This is a genomic window from Pseudomonas sp. Tun-23181 (genome assembly GCF_057415455.1).
The window spans coordinates 119,080-132,523 of record NZ_CM171630.1; the positions used below are offsets into that span (position 1 = coordinate 119,080).

The window sequence follows — 13,444 nt, forward strand, 5'->3', positions numbered from 1 at the left end:
CAGTGTGGGCGCTGCCCCTTCGAGAGCATCCTCAGATCGCGTTGTGGGTCTTCAGCCAACCCAGGCCCGCCTTGGTGGTGGTCAGTGGCTTGTACTCCGCACCCACCCAGCCCTGGTAGCCGATGCGGTCCAGGTGTTCGAACAGGAAGCGGTAGTTGATCTCGCCGGTACCGGGTTCGTTGCGGCCAGGGTTGTCGGCCAGCTGGATGTGGTTGATCGCAGCGAGGTGGGTTTTCATGGTGCGCGCCAGGTCACCTTCCATGATCTGCATGTGATAGATGTCGTACTGCAGGAACAGGTTGGCGCTGCCGACTTGCTCGCGGATGGCCAGCGCCTGGGGCGTGGTGTTGAGATAGAAGCCGGGGATGTCGCGGGTGTTGATCATCTCCATCACCAGCTTGATGCCCACGGCCTCGAGTCGGTTGGCGGCGTATTCGAGGTTGTTGAGCAGGGTGTTCTGCACCACGAACGGGTCGACGCCCTCTGGCGCGATGCCCGCCAGGCAGTTGACCTGGGTGTTGCCCAGGATCTTGGCGTATTCGATGGCTTTGTCGACACCGGCGCGAAATTCCTCGACGCGGTCGGGGTGGCAGGCGATGCCGCGCTCGCCTTGCGCCCAATCGCCCGCAGGCAGGTTGAACAGCACCTGCTGCAGTTGGTTGGCGTCCAGGCGGGCGCGCAGTTCCTCGACTGGGTAGTCGTAGGGGAACAGGTACTCGACGCCACGGAACCCGGCCTGGGCAGCGGCGGTGAAGCGGTCGAGGAAGTCCAGTTCGGTGAACAGCATGGACAGGTTGGCAGCGAAACGGGGCATGGTTGGCTCCTGATGGCTTGGCGTGGGCGGATCAGTCCAGCGGCATGATCGAGGTCGGGGCGTCGGCGGCGGTGCTGGCCAACGCCTCGAACTCGTTGATGGCGTTGATCTCGGTGCCCATGGCGATGTTGGTGACGCGCTCGAGGATGACTTCCACCACCACCGGCACGCGGAAGGTCTCCATCAGCTCGGTGGCCTTGGCGAAAGCAGCTTGCAGGTGGCTGGCGTCGAACACGCGGATCGCCTTGCAGCCCAGGCCCTCGACCACGGCCACGTGGTCCACGCCGTAGCTGCCCAGCTCCGGGGCATTGACGTTCTCGAATGACAGTTGCACGCAATAGTCCATGTCGAAACCGCGCTGGGCCTGGCGGATCAGGCCCAGGTAGGCGTTGTTCACCAGCACGTGGATGTAGGGCAGGTTGAACTGCGCGCCCACGGCCAGCTCTTCGATCATGAACTGGAAGTCGTAGTCACCCGACAGCGCGACGACCTTGCGCTTGGGATCGGCCTTGACCACGCCCAGGGCGGCGGGGATGGTCCAGCCCAGCGGGCCGGCCTGGCCGCAGTTGATCCAGTGACGCGGCTTGTACACGTGCAGGAACTGCGCGCCGGCGATCTGCGACAGGCCGATGGTGCTGACGTAGCAGGTGTCCTTGCCGAACACCTGGTTCATCTCTTCGTAGACGCGCTGCGGCTTGACCGGCACGTTGTCGAAGTGGGTCTTGCGCTGCAGGCTCGACTTGCGCTGCTGGCAGTCTTGCAGCCACTCGCCGCGGTTCTTGAGCTTGCCGGCGGCCTTCCACTCGCGGGCCACTTCGATGAAGGCATCCAGCGCGGCGCCGGCATCGGAGACGATCCCCAGGTCGGGGGTGAACACGCGGCCGATCTGGGTCGGTTCGATGTCCACGTGGATGAAGGTGCGGCCTTCGGTGTAGACGTCGACCGAACCGGTGTGGCGGTTGGCCCAGCGGTTGCCGATGCCGAACACCAGGTCGGACTTGAGCAGGGTGGCGTTGCCGTAGCGGTGCGAGGTTTGCAGGCCGACCATGCCGACCATCTGCGGGTGGTCGTCAGGGATGGTGCCCCAGCCCATCAGGGTCGGGATGACCGGCACGCCGGTCAGTTCGGCGAACTCGACCAGCTTGTCGCTGGCGTCGGCGTTGATGATGCCGCCACCGGCGACGATCAGCGGGCGCTCGGCTTCATTGAGCATGGCCAGGGCCTTCTCGGCCTGGACGCGGTTGGCCGCTGGCTTGTGGACCGGCAGGGGTTCGTAGGCGTCGATGTCGAATTCGATCTCGGCCATCTGCACGTCGAACGGCAGGTCGATCAGCACGGGGCCCGGGCGGCCGGTGCGCATTTCGTAGAAGGCTTTCTGGAAGGCGTAGGGCACCTGGCCCGGTTCCAGGACGGTGGTGGCCCACTTGGTCACCGGCTTGACGATGTTGGTGATGTCGACGGCCTGGAAGTCTTCCTTGTGCAGGCGTGCGCGCGGGGCCTGGCCGGTGATGCAGAGGATCGGGATGGAGTCGGCCGAGGCACTGTACAGGCCGGTGACCATGTCGGTGCCGGCAGGGCCGGAGGTGCCGATGCACACGCCGATGTTGCCGGGGTTGGCGCGGGTGTAGCCCTCGGCCATGTGCGAGGCGCCCTCGACATGACGGGCCAGCACGTGGTCGATGCCACCGATTTTCTTCAGCGCAGCGTAGAACGGGTTGATGGCGGCACCGGGGATGCCGAACGCGGTATCTACACCTTCACGGCGCATGACCAGAACGGCGGCCTCGATCGCTTTCATGTTGGCCATATGTGTACTCCTTCGCACGGGTCGATAATTTTTGTAGTGGATGCCAGTCTGTATTAGGCTTCCGTGCGGTAGAACACCTGAAAATTGTTTTCTGTCGATATGAAAGGTATCGAATGGCCCGGTACACAGAACTGCACAGCTTCGTCCAGGTCGCCCAGAAGGGCAGCTTCGCGTCCGCCGCCCTGAGCGAGGGGGTGACCCCGGCGATCCTCGGCCGGCGCCTGGATGCGCTGGAGAAACGCCTGGGCGTGAAACTCATGCACCGTTCGACCCGCGGCTTGCGCCTGACCGAGCTGGGTGAGCAACTGCTGGAGCGGGCCAGGCTGCTGCTGCGCGACTTCGACGACATGGAAGCGGATATCAGCGGCTGCGGCTCGATGGTGAAGGGCAACCTGTTGGTCTCGGCGCCGGCTTCGTTCGGCAGGCTGCACGTCGCGCCCCATGCCCTGGGCTTTCACCAGCAGTTCCCCAACCTGAAACTCTCGTTCAACCTCACCGACAGCCTTGTCGACCTGGTCAGCGAGGGCTACGACATGAGCATCCGTATCGGCGGGGTGACCGACCCCAACTACGTGGCCGTCAAGCTGTTCGGTAATCGTCGGGTGGTCTGCGGCACACCGGAATACTTCGCCCGTCATGGCCGGCCAACCACCCTGGAGGAACTGGCCGAGCACAACTGCCTGGCCTTCACCCTCCAGGGCGGGCAGCAACGGGGCTGGGTGTTCCAGCGCGATGGCCGGCAGGTGGCGATGCGGGTCAGTGGCAACCTGGCCTGCAACGATGGCGAGCTGTTGTTCTCCTGGATGCGCCAGGGGCTTGGGATCGGCTGGCGCTCGACCTGGGAGATCCACAACGAGTTGATGAGCGGCGAGCTGGTCACCGTCCTGGATGACTTCGCCCTCGATGACTACGATATCCAGGCGGTGTTTCCCCAGCAGCGCTTCCTGCCGGCCAAGGTGCGCCATTTCATCGAGTACCTCAAGGCGGTGTACCAGAGCCCTGGGTATTGGGCCCAGTAGGCGGCGCGCCCGACCGTGCTATCGTCGGACGGCGGTCAACGCGGGTACAACTGCTCTTCTATCGAGACCGTGCGTGACGAACGTTCGCCACCGGTATGCAGTGTCGTGTCCGTTTCGATCAGCATGACCGCGCATTCCTCTTCGGCGATCGGCTTGTGCTGCACCTGTTTGGGGATCACGCAGAACTCCCCGGCGTTCAGGACAATGGTGCGATCCTCGAGTTGAATCCGGAGCGTGCCATAGATCACCGAGAACATCTCGTCCTCATGTTCATGGGCATGCCAGACGAACTCTCCCTTCAACTTGGCGATCTTGATGAATTGGTTGTTGACCCGGCCGATAACCCGCGGTTTCCAGTACTCGGTTATCGCCTCCAGCTCGCGTTGTGGATCGATGTTGGTCACAGTGTTGGTCATGTGCATGCTCCCGTTAGGCTGAGGCTTGAAATCTAAAGGGGAGCATGGCCTTTGCGTAGCGACGAATTATAATGCCCCCATTAACGTCGCTAATGACCAGACATGCCAAAAGTCCACCACATCGACCTTGCATTGCTTCGTGCCTTCGTGGAGGTGGCCGATACCGGCAGCATGAGCGTCGCCTCGGAGCGCCTGCATGTGACCCAGGGGGCTGTCAGCCAGCGAATCAAGCGGCTGGAAGCCTTCCTCGGCTGCCAGTTGCTGACGCGAGATGCCCAGGGCAGTCGCCTGACCGGGCAAGGGCAATCACTGTTGCCCGATGCCCGACGCCTGTTGCGGATGAACGACCGCCTCTGTGCCCGCATGGGTGACAGGGCGTCTGCCGATCCGGTGCGCCTGGGGCTGCCCTTCGACATGGCCGGCGCCCCGCTGGCGCCCTTGCTCAAGGCCTTCGGTGAGGCGTTTCCGTGGGCTGAGGTGAAGATCGTCAGCGCCTCGTCGCTGGATATCGTGCAGGCGTTCGCCAACGGTGAACTCGACCTGGCCCTGAGCCAAGGCCCGGTGAGTGTCGCATTGGGCGAGCGCCTGGCTGTGGATCAGTTGGTGTGGTTGGGCAACGAGGCGGTCTCGGCACGGCGGCCATTGCCCTTGTGCTTCCTGACGGCCAATTGTGCCTTTCGGGATACCGTCTCCCAGCGCCTGGACGAGGCGGGCACCGCGTGCAAGGTGGTGTTCGAGAATGCATCGGTGGATACCACGCTATCGATGGTCATCAATGACCTGGCGGTAACCCCTTGGTTGCGCAGCCTTGTGCCTGTCGAGGCGAAGGGCCTTGTCCTGGACGCCGGGTTGCCGGTGTTGCCTGATTTTGCGATTCGCTTGCAGGTGGAAAGCAATGCGAGCCCGGCTGTGTCAGGGCTTGCGCAGATCATCAGGGATCACTATCGGCAGGTGCTGCAGCGGCCTGCACGCATCCGCCACGCAAGCCACTAGAATATCGCCTCCCTTGTCGTTTCACGGATACCGCTCATGAGTACCCCGACCTTCCGTCAGGCCACGTCCCGCGATGTGGACCGCTGCTACCAGATCGAGACCGCCGCCTACGAAGGCGACGAGGCCGCCACCCGCGAGAAGATCGCCACGCGCATCGCACAGTACCCCGAGGGGTTCCTGGTGCTCGAGCTCGACGGCGAGGTGATTGGCTTTATCAACAGCGGTTGTGCCGATGAGGTCGTGATGTCCGACGAAGCCTTCAAGGAATTGGTCGGCCATGACCCGCAGGGCGCCAATGTGGTGATCATGTCGGTGGTCGTCGACCCGGCGTTCCAGGGCCGTGGTTTTGCCGGACAGATGATGACTCGCTTCGTCGCGCAGATGCGCCAGCGTGGCAAGGCGAGCATCCACCTGATGTGCAAGGCGCGGCACGTGGGGATGTACGAGAAAATGGGTTATCGCTATGTCCGGCCCTCGGCCTCCGACCATGGCGGCATGGCCTGGCATGAGATGGTCATGCCGCTCTAAGTCCTCGGTTGCTGTCGCAAACGTGGCCTTGATGCAAAAAAATTGCATCGATACCGCAATGATGGCCTCTTGCAAATAAGCCCAAGGCCATGGGGCGCTGGAGATAGGCGCTGGTTTCGGGTGTTTCGCCTTGGTTACATATATTCATTTTGTTGCACTCAAGCCCCATTTAATTTCAATTAATTTCAGCAAGCCAGCGCTCTAAGCTCCTCCTGTCGCCGCGCAGTCCAGCGGCTTCAGGAGTTTTCCCATGTCGCATGCTTGTGAAACACAGGACCCCGCCACACCCCCTTCCGATGATCTGGTCGACTGGCTGCGCCTGCTCATGCGCGCCGAGCGTGCCGGTGCCCGGCTGATGCTCGACAGCGCCCGGCAGACCGACGACCCCGTGCTGCTCCAGCGCCTGGAGCGCTTGCACGACGGCGAGGCGCAGAGCTGCCAGCGCCTGCGTCATTGCCTGGAGCGGCTCGGTGCCAAGCCCGGCGCTGGCGTGGGCGAGTTCTACGCCAAGGCCATGGCCATCCCCGACCTCCACGAGCGCCTGCAGTTCATCGCCCGCGGCCAGCGTTGGGTGGCGCGGCAACTGCAGGCGCGCCTGCCCCTGATCGAACAGGACTGGCTGCGCCAGGAGCTGGACGTGGTGCTGCGGCTGCACCAGGACACCCCCGACGTTTGAAGCGCGTCCGATCTCCAATACTGACAAGGACACACCATGCCTTCCGAGCTTTCCACCGACCTGCGCAGCGCTGCGCCGGCCAATCGCACCACCCGTTTCGCCCGTTCGTTGCTCGCCCAGGCCGGCCTCGGCCTGGAGGGCGAGCAGCCCTGGGACATGCAACTGCACGCCGCCGACGTGCCCCAGCGCGCCCTGGCCCAGGGTAACCTTGGCCTGGGCGAGGCCTACATGGACGGCGACTGGGATTGCGAACAGCTGGATGAGTTCTTCACCCGCTTGCTGCGCTCCGGGGTGGCCGACCAGGTCAGCCCGCTGGCGCTGATCTACCATGCCCTGCAGGCCCGCCTGCTCAATCGCCAGACGGCCCGGCGTGCCTGGACCGTGGGCGAGCGCCACTATGACTTGGGCAACGATTTCTACGCGGCCATGCTCGACCCACGCATGACCTATACCTGCGGCTATTGGAAGGAGGCCAGCGACCTGGCCCAGGCCCAGGAAGCCAAGCTCGACCTGATCTGCCGCAAGCTCGGCCTGCGCCCCGGCATGCGTGTGCTGGACATCGGCTGCGGCTGGGGCAGCTTCATGGGATTTGCCGCCGAACGCTATGGCGTCGAATGCGTTGGCGTGACCATCTCCCGCGAGCAGTGCCAATGGGCCGAGAAACGCTACAAAGGCCTGCCCCTGGAGTTTCGCCTGCAGGACTACCGTGAGCTGGACGAACGCTTCGACCGTATCGTCAGCATCGGCATGTTCGAGCATGTCGGGCGCAAGAACCATCGCACCTTCATGGAAGTCGCGGCGCGTTGCCTGGGGGATGATGGCCTGTTGCTGCTGCACACCATCGGCAAGAACCGTCGCCGCGACGTACCGGACCGCTGGATCGACAAGTACATCTTCCCCAATGGCGACCTGCCCTCGATCGGCCAGATCGGCGATGCCGCCGATGGCTTGCTGGTGGTCGAGGACCTGCACAACTTCGGTGCCGACTACGACCGCACGCTGATGGCCTGGCATGACAACTTCGAAGCCCACTGGCAATACTTCGCCAACGAGTTGGGGGAGCGTTTCCGGCGTATGTGGCGCTATTACCTGTTGTCGTGCGCCGGGGCGTTCCGCGCCCGGGATATCCAGCTGTGGCAGTGGGTGATGTCGCGGCGCGGCGTGGTCGGTGGGTATCAGCGGGTCAGTTGAGTGAGCAGGGGCCGCTTGGCGGCCCCTGCCTGACCCCCGCGAGAGGTGGCGACACTGCTGTACAAATTCTGTTCAATTTAACAGAGGCCGCCGCCGGCGTGACTTACAGCGTTTTATCCACAGACCTACCCACGTTTTTTGTGGACAGATTTCCCAACGCAAAGAATGACTTATCGCACGTCCAGCAGGGCCGCGTTGGCCTGCCTGACCAGTTCGATCCACTCGTTCGTGCTGATCACGCCGCGACGTTCCAGGTCTTCGGCCCAGCGCAAGGCCTGATCGTACTTATCCTCCTCTAGGATGCTTTCCCCGAGAAAACGGCTGCGCCACTCCAGCATTGCTGCAGTGCCTTTCTTGCATTCCATGTATCGATCGACTCCAAGGCAAATGGCCGGCCCCTGCGTGAGAGGCCGCTCGACGGCGGCGCGAGGTTACACGAGTCATTTGCGCTTGAGAATTACTTGCAGATACCGCTTGTCCAGGTGTTGCAAGGGGGAGGGGGCATGCAGGAGGGGAAGGGCCAGGCCCGCCTGGCGGATTAGACGGGCCGCTGGGGTATATCAGCTTGGTGGGATGGTGCCCAATAGGCCGACCAGGATTGTCAGCAGCAGGAAACCACCCAGGAACAGTGCGAGCTTGCCCATCGGAACCTCTGTGTGTGATGACGGAACGGGGGATATTGTCGGGCCTGGGCTGATACGGTTACAGAGGCAGGTTCGATGGAAAAAAGCAGATCAGATGAACCTGCGGTATGGCTTGCATGGGGCCGCTTCGCAGCCCCAGTACTGACTACCCGACCGCCTCACGGCCGCGCTCGGCGCAACGCCTGCAGCAACTCCCGGACCCGCGTCGGCATCTCACCGGCCGGGTACAGCGCATGCATCTGCGGATCCTGCCCGCTGCTGGAGGTCAGGCGGTACTCGGGGCAGACGCGCACCAGGCGGCCGGCACGGACCTCAGGTTCGCCGACCCAGTCGGCCAGGCGGGCGATACCAGCGCCGGCCAGCGCGCTCTGCAGCACGGCGCTGCCGGCGCTCAGGCGCAGCCGTGGATGCGGCCGCAGGCTGGTGATCTGGTCGTCACGGCAGAAGTGCCAGGCCTTGAGGATGCGCGGCGCGGTGTGCAGGATCAGCGCGTGCCCAGCCAGCGCTTCCGGCTCTTGGGGCGTGCCTTCGCGGGCCAGGTAGCCGGGGCTTGCGTACAGGTGGCGTCGGTAGCTCCACAGCGGGTAGCCGATCAGTTCGCTGGACTGGGGAAAAGCGCCGCGCACGACGAAGTCGAACTTGCCTTGCAGCGGGTCGAGGGGCTGGTCGCTGAACTGCACGTCCAGGGTCACCTGGGGATGGCGCCGAGAGAACTCGGCGAGCACCGCCGGCACCACCTGCTGGCCGAGCAGTTCCGGCGCGGCGAAGCGGATCCAGCCTTGCGCCGTGCCACGGAGCGCCGCCAGTTCGTCGGCGGCATCGCGTTGCACATCCAGCAAGCGCTCGGCATGGGGCAGCAGGCGCTCGCCGGCTTCGGTCAGGGTCACGGCGCTGGCGTTGCGGTTGAGCAGCTTGGCGCCAGCGTTGTCCTCCAGAGCTTGTACCGCACGGGTCACGGCGCTGGGCGAGCGGCCCAGGGCACGGGCTGCGGCGACGAAGCTGCGTTTGTGCGCGACACTGACGAAGGCTTGGATCTCTCGCAACATGTCCAATGCCATGGACGACTCCTGATTGCAGTTTTTGCAACGTGGCATTTCAACACAAGCGCGACGCTTTGATTAGCCTTGGCCGGGTTTTTACTGCCTGGAACCGCGCCCATGATGGATATCGTCCTGCTTTCGTTGTTCGCCTTCGCCGCCGGCCTGATCGACGCTGCCGTGGGAGGCGGCGGGCTGATCCAGATCCCGGCGTTGTTCAACGTGCTGCCCAACGCTCAACCAGCGGCTCTGCTGGGCAGCAACAAGCTGGCTTCGGTGTGCGGCACCAGCTTTGCCGCGCGCTCGTTCATCCGCAAGGTGCAGCTGGACTGGGGGCTGATCGTGCCGGCGATGCTCAGCGCCTTCGTCATGTCGTTCGTTGGCGCGGCCACGGTCTCCCTGGTGCCGCCGAGCGTGATGCGCCCGGCGGTGCTGGTGCTGATCGTGCTCATGGCCCTCTACACCTTCTGCAAGAAGGATTTTGGCACCCTGCACACACCGGCCCGCATCGGCCGCAAGGAGCAGTGCCTGGCGGTGCTGATCGGCGGCGCGATCGGCTTCTACGACGGCCTGTTCGGGCCGGGCACCGGCAGCTTCCTGATCTTCCTGTTCATCCGCTTCTTCGCCCTGGACTTCCTGCATGCTTCGGCCTCGGCCAAGCTGGTCAACATCGCCACCAACCTGGCGGCGCTGGTGTTCTTCATCCCGTCTGGCAACGTGCTCTGGGCCATCGCCCTGCCCATGGCGGCGTTCAATATCCTCGGCGCGCTGACCGGGACCTGGCTGGCAGTGCGCAAGGGTGCGGGGTTCGTGCGTGGATTGTTCCTGGTGCTGCTGTGCGTGCTGATCGCCAAGCTGTCGTGGGACCTGCTGGCAGGATGAATCAGACCACCTGACGCTGTGCCTCGGCCTGTTCGACCCGGTTGCGGCCATGGGCCTTGGCCCGGTACAGCGCCTGGTCGGCGTGGGCCAGCAGCTCGTCCAGGCTGGGCGCGGGTTGGCCCTCGGCGCAGCCGGCCAGGCCGATGCTGACGGTGATCTGCAGGCGCTGGTCGGCCAGTTGCACGTGCAGGTCCTGCACGGCGCGGCGCAGGCGCTCGGCGGTGAACTTGGCCTGCTCCGGCGCCAGCCCCGGGAGAATGACCACGAACTCCTCGCCGCCCAAGCGGGCGAACAGCTCACCCTCATGCAACTGGTCTTGCAGGGTGCGGGCGAACTGGCGCAGCACCTGGTCACCCACGGCATGGCCGTGGCGGTCGTTGATGCCCTTGAAGTGGTCGATGTCGAGCATCATCAGGGTCAGCGGCAAGGCCGGCACGTGCTGCTGGCGGTTGTCGAGCAGGGCGCTGGCGCGGCGGGTGAAGGCGCTGCGGGTCAGGGTGCTGGTCAGGTGGTCGACCGTGGCCTGGTGCGCCAGACGCGCCAGCAGGCTGCGGTTGGCATTGCTGACACAGGCCACCACCAGTGGCCCGAGCACCAGCATGGCGATGCCCAGGCGCGCCGACACCAGGGTGGTGACGCCGGATTCGCTCTGCGGCACGCTGAAGTGCATGAGGTTGTGGGCTACGGCGACGATCAGGGTGCTGCCGGCGGTCAGCGCCAGCAACGAGACCAGGAACGGCGAGTAGGTCCAGGCGCACCACAACAGCGCGGCGATGGGGAAGGCGATGGCACCGGGCCCACCGAAGGCGATGCTCAGGGCCAGCGAGGCCAGCAGCACCAGCAGCGGGGCGAGGCGGATCGCCTGGCCGCCACCGCGTACCAGGGCGCGCAGCGAGGGGGCGGTGAGCAGCACCGGCAGGACCAGCACGTTGGTGGAGAACTGTTCGCTGAACCACGCAAGCCAGGTAGCGCGCAGCGACTGCTCGAACCATGGGGCGGCCATCATGCAGGCCAGGCTGGCGGCCACTGCGGCCCCGGCGGCGCAGGCGCCGAACACGCAGAGTACACCCTGGGGCGTGCGCAGGCGCCGGTGCGGGCGTGGCAGACGCGACAATAGTTGCCAGAGGGTGACGATCACGCCCAGGTTGCACAGGTTGAACCACAGCGCGGGCGGCCAGGCGCTGCCACAGGCCAGGTCGGCGGCGACCATGGCCATCCAGACCAGGCCGAACCCTGGCAGGGTGGCCTGCCGTGGGTAACGCAGCAGGACACCCGCCAGCACCGCATTGACCGGCCAGAACAGCGACAGCGATTCGATCGGGCGGGCGAGGATGCCGCCCAGGGTCAGGGCAAAGGTCAGGCCGAACAGGACGAAGGGGGGCAGCAGGCGCGACTGGACTGGAAACACCATGGGCTCGACCGGCAAGCGGAGACGGAATCCAGGACGACGGCTGAAGGCACCTGGGTCAATAGGCGCCAGTGTGTTTCGAGAGGGTAGTTGATGTCAATTGGATATTATCGTGTCGCGAACAGCGGGGATAATGCCATTTTGCCACTTTCTTGCGCCCCTAGAGTCCATAGAACCACGGCACCATCAGCACGGTCACCAGCATCACCAGCAAGGTGAACGGCACCCCGACCTTGACGAAGTCGGCGAAGCGGTACTGGCCGGGGCCCAGCACCAGGGTGTTGACCGGTGAGGACACCGGTGTCATGAAGGCCGCCGAGGCCGCCAGGGCCACCGTCATGGCGAACGGGTAGGGCGACATGCCCAGCTGTTGCGCGGTGCTGATCGCCACCGGGGCCATCAGCACCGCGGTGGCGGTGTTGGAGATGAACAGGCCGATCAGCGCGGTGACGGCGAACAGGCAGGCGAGGATGGCGCTGGGGCCGGCATTGCCGAGCAGGCCGACCAGGCCGCTGACCGCAAGGTCGATGCCGCCGGTCTTCTGCAGGGCCAGGGCGAAGGGCAGCATGCCAACGATCAGCACCAGGCTCTGCCAGTGGATGGCGCGGTAGGCGCTGTCCATGTCGATGCAGCGGCCGGCACCCATCAACAGGCAGCCGATCAGCGCGGCGACGACATTGGGCACGGCGCCACTGACCATCAGGCCGACCATCACCGCCAGGCTCACCAGCGCAAAGGGCGCACGGGTGCGAGCCGGGGCTACCTGGTCGATTTCCGCTGGCAGGCTCAGCACCAGGAAGTCTTTCGGCTGGCTCTGCAGCTGGCGTACCGCCTTCCATGGGCCGACCACCAGCAAGGTATCGCCCAGGCGCAGCTTTTCTTCCACCAATTGCTCCTCGATGGCGGTCTGTTCCCGGCGCAGGCCCACCACGTTGAGGCCGAAGCGGCTGCGAAAGGCCAGCTCCAGGAGGGATTTGCCGATCAGTTGCGAGCCAGGCGGCAGCGAGACTTCGGCCATGCCCAGCTCCTGGGACTGGTCGATGAAATAGGCGGCCTTGAAGTGCAGGGGCTCCAGTTGCATGGTCTGGCACAGGCTGCGCAGGTCGTCGCGGTTGGCGAACAGGTCGAGCAGCAGCACATCGCCCTGGTGCAGCACGGTGCCGGAGTCGACGCTGATCACCCGGGTGGTGAACTTGTGCTGGCGCTCGATGCCGATCACGTTAGCGCCATGCCGGGTGCGCAGTTCCAGTTCGCCGAGGGTGTGGCCGATCAGCGGCGAACGGGGGCGGATGCGCAAGCGCCGTTCGCGGCCGTTGAGCTTGTAGTCCAGCACCAGGTCGAGCAGGGTGCGGCGGGTTTCCAGGCGGCCGTCCTTGCGCACCTCGCCCTTGAGCCAATGGCGGGTGAGCAGCATGTAGCCGATCCCCAAAACCAGTACCACCAGGCCGAAAGGGGTGAAGCTGAAGAAGCTGAAGCCCTGTTCGCCATGGCGCACCAGTTCGCTGTGCACCACCACGTTGGGTGGCGTGGCCACCAGGCTGAGCATGCCGCTGATCAGGCCGGCGAAGCTCAGCGGCATCATCAGCCGGCTCGGTGAAAGTTGCAGGCGCGCGGCGATGCTCAGCACCACCGGGATGAAGATCGCCACCACGCCAGTGGAACTCATCACCGAGCCCAGGCCGGCAACCGCGACCATCAGCAGCACCAGCAGGCGTGCCTCGCTGTTGCCGGCGCGCTCGCTCATCCACTCGCCGATGCGGTAGGCGATGCCGGTACGCACCAGGCCCTCGCCGATCACGAACAGTGCGGCGATCAGGATCACGTTAGGGTCGCTGAACCCGGCCAGAGCTTGTTCGACGGTGAGAATGCCCGAGAGTGGCAGGGCCAGGATCACCAGCAGGGCGACCACATCCATGCGTGGACGATTGACGACGAACAGGGTGACGACGATGACCAGCAGGCCAAGGACCCAGAGCAGCTCATGGTTCTTGGGGAGGGGGTGTTCCTTCACTCGAGGCACGGAAGACGA

Annotated in this window: 13 protein-coding genes; 6 read left to right on the forward strand and 7 right to left on the reverse strand. The window is 64.8% G+C overall.

The window, feature by feature from the left end; translation table 11 throughout:
• Positions 1-31 precede the first annotated feature (31 nt).
• Together hyi and gcl are read right to left on the reverse strand one after the other, a co-directional pair.
• A complete protein-coding gene (gene hyi / locus ACDI39_RS00670; protein WP_486537246.1) occupies positions 32-814 on the reverse strand; it encodes a hydroxypyruvate isomerase in 783 nt (260 codons plus the stop codon).
• Between the two features lie 31 nt (positions 815-845).
• Positions 846-2,621, reverse strand: a complete 1,776-nt coding sequence (gene gcl, locus ACDI39_RS00675; RefSeq protein ID WP_262967494.1) for a glyoxylate carboligase — start codon at positions 2,619-2,621, stop codon at positions 846-848.
• Positions 2,622-2,734: 113 nt separating this feature from the next.
• Between gcl and ACDI39_RS00680 the strand changes: the two genes are divergently transcribed.
• Positions 2,735-3,640: a LysR family transcriptional regulator gene (locus tag ACDI39_RS00680; RefSeq protein WP_225790776.1), complete on the forward strand. Its 906-nt coding sequence runs from the start codon at positions 2,735-2,737 to the stop codon at positions 3,638-3,640.
• A gap of 35 nt (positions 3,641-3,675) precedes the next feature.
• Here the strand turns inward: ACDI39_RS00680 and ACDI39_RS00685 are convergent, their stop codons facing one another.
• A complete protein-coding gene (locus ACDI39_RS00685; RefSeq protein ID WP_225790775.1) occupies positions 3,676-4,056 on the reverse strand; it encodes a cupin domain-containing protein in 381 nt (126 codons plus the stop codon).
• A gap of 102 nt (positions 4,057-4,158) precedes the next feature.
• Between ACDI39_RS00685 and ACDI39_RS00690 the strand changes: the two genes are divergently transcribed.
• From ACDI39_RS00690 to cfa, 4 genes are all read left to right on the forward strand, one after another.
• Complete coding sequence (locus ACDI39_RS00690) at positions 4,159-5,049, forward strand: LysR family transcriptional regulator (RefSeq protein WP_225790774.1); 891 nt, start codon at positions 4,159-4,161, stop codon at positions 5,047-5,049.
• Positions 5,050-5,085: 36 nt separating this feature from the next.
• On the forward strand, positions 5,086-5,577 hold the full coding sequence (locus ACDI39_RS00695) for a GNAT family N-acetyltransferase (protein WP_253080881.1): 492 nt from the start codon (positions 5,086-5,088) through the stop codon (positions 5,575-5,577).
• A 250-nt stretch (positions 5,578-5,827) separates the two neighbouring features.
• Complete coding sequence (locus tag ACDI39_RS00700) at positions 5,828-6,253, forward strand: DUF6306 domain-containing protein (RefSeq protein ID WP_225790772.1); 426 nt, start codon at positions 5,828-5,830, stop codon at positions 6,251-6,253.
• A 36-nt stretch (positions 6,254-6,289) separates the two neighbouring features.
• Positions 6,290-7,444, forward strand: a complete 1,155-nt coding sequence (gene cfa / locus ACDI39_RS00705; protein ID WP_225790771.1) for a cyclopropane fatty acyl phospholipid synthase — start codon at positions 6,290-6,292, stop codon at positions 7,442-7,444.
• Positions 7,445-7,614: 170 nt separating this feature from the next.
• Here the strand turns inward: cfa and ACDI39_RS00710 are convergent, their stop codons facing one another.
• Both ACDI39_RS00710 and ACDI39_RS00715 read right to left on the reverse strand, forming a co-directional pair.
• Positions 7,615-7,809, reverse strand: a complete 195-nt coding sequence (locus ACDI39_RS00710) for a hypothetical protein (protein WP_486537247.1) — start codon at positions 7,807-7,809, stop codon at positions 7,615-7,617.
• Between the two features lie 437 nt (positions 7,810-8,246).
• Positions 8,247-9,146, reverse strand: coding sequence for a LysR family transcriptional regulator (locus tag ACDI39_RS00715; RefSeq protein WP_486537248.1), 900 nt, complete (start codon positions 9,144-9,146; stop codon positions 8,247-8,249).
• Between the two features lie 99 nt (positions 9,147-9,245).
• On the opposite strand from ACDI39_RS00715, the gene ACDI39_RS00720 reads away from it, so the two are divergent.
• Positions 9,246-10,007 carry a sulfite exporter TauE/SafE family protein gene (locus ACDI39_RS00720; protein ID WP_225790768.1) on the forward strand — a complete coding sequence of 254 codons (762 nt, stop codon included), beginning with the start codon at positions 9,246-9,248 and terminating at the stop codon, positions 10,005-10,007.
• Position 10,008: 1 nt separating this feature from the next.
• Here ACDI39_RS00720 and ACDI39_RS00725 read toward each other — a convergent pair whose 3' ends face one another.
• Both ACDI39_RS00725 and ACDI39_RS00730 read right to left on the reverse strand, forming a co-directional pair.
• Positions 10,009-11,433 (reverse strand): GGDEF domain-containing protein, encoded by a 1,425-nt coding sequence (locus ACDI39_RS00725; protein ID WP_486537249.1) that lies wholly within the window; start codon positions 11,431-11,433, stop codon positions 10,009-10,011.
• A gap of 142 nt (positions 11,434-11,575) precedes the next feature.
• Positions 11,576-13,426, reverse strand: a complete 1,851-nt coding sequence (locus tag ACDI39_RS00730; protein ID WP_486537250.1) for an SLC13 family permease — start codon at positions 13,424-13,426, stop codon at positions 11,576-11,578.
• Between the last annotated feature and the right edge of the window lie 18 nt (positions 13,427-13,444).